We start from the raw sequence: 1,978 nt of genomic DNA on the forward strand, positions 1-1,978 counted from the left end.
TTGGGAGGTTGATTTGACATCATATCAAGAGGTTTTAAAAGCCGGAATCCTGTTGTACAGTGAAGATCTTAGTTGCATAGATTCTTCAATAGCCTTCAGGCCTGTAGCCGTTAAAGTGAAAAAGCGTTTTCGTCTACCTCCTCTTTCAGGTGTTGCTCCGCCCATAGATGATTTTAAATATCCTTTGTCTTCCATTCGTTTAAGAACTGCGTGTACAGCGCTTATATTTAAACTCCTGCCAGACTCTTTGGCTATTTCATCCATTATTCCAACTCCATAGGCTCCATTCTTCAGTGCGCCTACAGTCAGTAGTATAAGTTCTTCAAGCTCACCAAGATTACTTCCTTTCATAACAAAAATTTATTATACAAAAGTGAAAGTAATAATTTATTTCATATTTGTATAACTAATCAAAAAAAATAATTTTGTCTATATTTTGAATTTGTTAAGTTCATAACGATCAATAGTTTTCAACGGTAGATAAATTCCCAAATTTGTATAGCTTTGCAGCTTAATTATAAACCCGCTGCCCGGCATGTCTCAAAAAAAGATCAAATCCGCATTAATCTCAGTTTTTTATAAAGACAATCTTGAGCCAATTATCAAGTTGCTCAATCAACACGGAGTAAAAATATACTCTACAGGTGGCACCCAAAAATTCATTGAAGATCAGGGTGTTGAGGTTACGGCAGTCGAAGATCTTACAAGTTATCCTTCCATTTTTGGTGGACGAGTGAAGACTCTGCACCCCAAAGTTTTTGGGGGTATTTTGCATAGAAGAGATTTGGATGCAGATGTGTCACAAGCGAGCGAGTTTGATATACCTGAAATCGACCTGGTAATAGTTGATTTATACCCGTTTGAAGAGACAGTAGCTTCAGGTGCTTCAGAGTCTGATATTATCGAAAAGATAGATATCGGTGGTATCTCTTTGATAAGAGCTGCGGCCAAAAATTTCAAAGATGTTTTGATTGTTTCCTCAAGAGAGCAATACAGTGATGTTGAAGCTTTGTTAGCAGAGAAGAATGGCTCAACAGAGTTAGCTGATAGAAGGAGGTTTGCTGCGAAAGCATTTGATATAAGCTCGCATTATGATTCTGCAATTTTCAATTACTTTAATGCAGAAGAAGGCATAGACTCATTCAAACAAAGTGTGAGATCGGGCAAAACCTTGAGATATGGTGAAAATCCTCATCAAAAAGGTACATACTACGGAGACCTTTCTAAGTTACTTGAGCAACTCAATGGCAAAGACCTTTCTTATAACAATTTAGTAGATGTAGACGCAGCAGTAACACTCATTGAAGAGTTTGATGAAACTGCTTTTGCGATACTGAAGCATACCAACGCTTGTGGAGTAGCTACAGGCAATTCTGTAAAAGATGCTTATCAAAGAGCATTTGAAGCAGATACACTATCTGCATTTGGAGGAGTTTTGATTACTAACCAAAAAGTTGATTTGGCCGCTGCCGAGGAGATGCATTCTTTGTTTTTTGAAGTATTAATTGCTCCTGCCTATGATGAGGATGCTTTGGAGCTATTGAAGGGTAAGAAAAACAGAATTATCCTGCTTCAGAAAGAAAAACTCAGTACTACCAAACAGCATAAAAGCTTACTAAACGGTATCATAGAGCAGGATAGAGACCTGAAAACGGATGCTTTGGAAGACTTAAAAACAGCTACAAAACTTGAGCCTACTGCAGAGCAGAAGGAGGCTTTACTTTTTGCCAGCAAGTTGGCCAAGCACACTAAGTCTAATACCATTGTATTGGCCAAAGATGGTCAGTTGTTAGCAAGTGGTGTTGGTCAAACATCAAGAGTAGATGCGCTTAAGCAAGCTATTAAAAAAGCTAAGTCTTTCAACTTCGATCTCAATGGAGCTGTAATGGCTTCAGATGCTTTCTTTCCGTTTCCTGATTGTGTGGAAATAGCAAGTGCAGAGGGTATAAAAGCTGTTATACAGCCGGGTGGATCTATT

At 38.2% G+C, this 1,978-nt stretch carries 2 protein-coding genes; one reads left to right on the forward strand and one right to left on the reverse strand.

What is annotated here, in order from left to right; genetic code table 11:
- Window positions 1-24 precede the first annotated feature (24 nt).
- Window positions 25-351: a PadR family transcriptional regulator gene (locus E1176_RS01795; RefSeq protein WP_155208864.1), complete on the reverse strand. Its 327-nt coding sequence runs from the start codon at window positions 349-351 to the stop codon at window positions 25-27.
- A gap of 184 nt (window positions 352-535) precedes the next feature.
- Here E1176_RS01795 and purH point away from each other — a divergent pair.
- A partial coding sequence (purH, locus tag E1176_RS01800) for a bifunctional phosphoribosylaminoimidazolecarboxamide formyltransferase/IMP cyclohydrolase (RefSeq protein WP_155208865.1) occupies window positions 536-1,978 on the forward strand: 1,443 nt, incomplete at its 3' end.

This window comes from Fulvivirga aurantia (genome assembly GCF_009711475.1).
Lineage (GTDB): Bacteria > Bacteroidota > Bacteroidia > Cytophagales > Cyclobacteriaceae > Fulvivirga > Fulvivirga aurantia.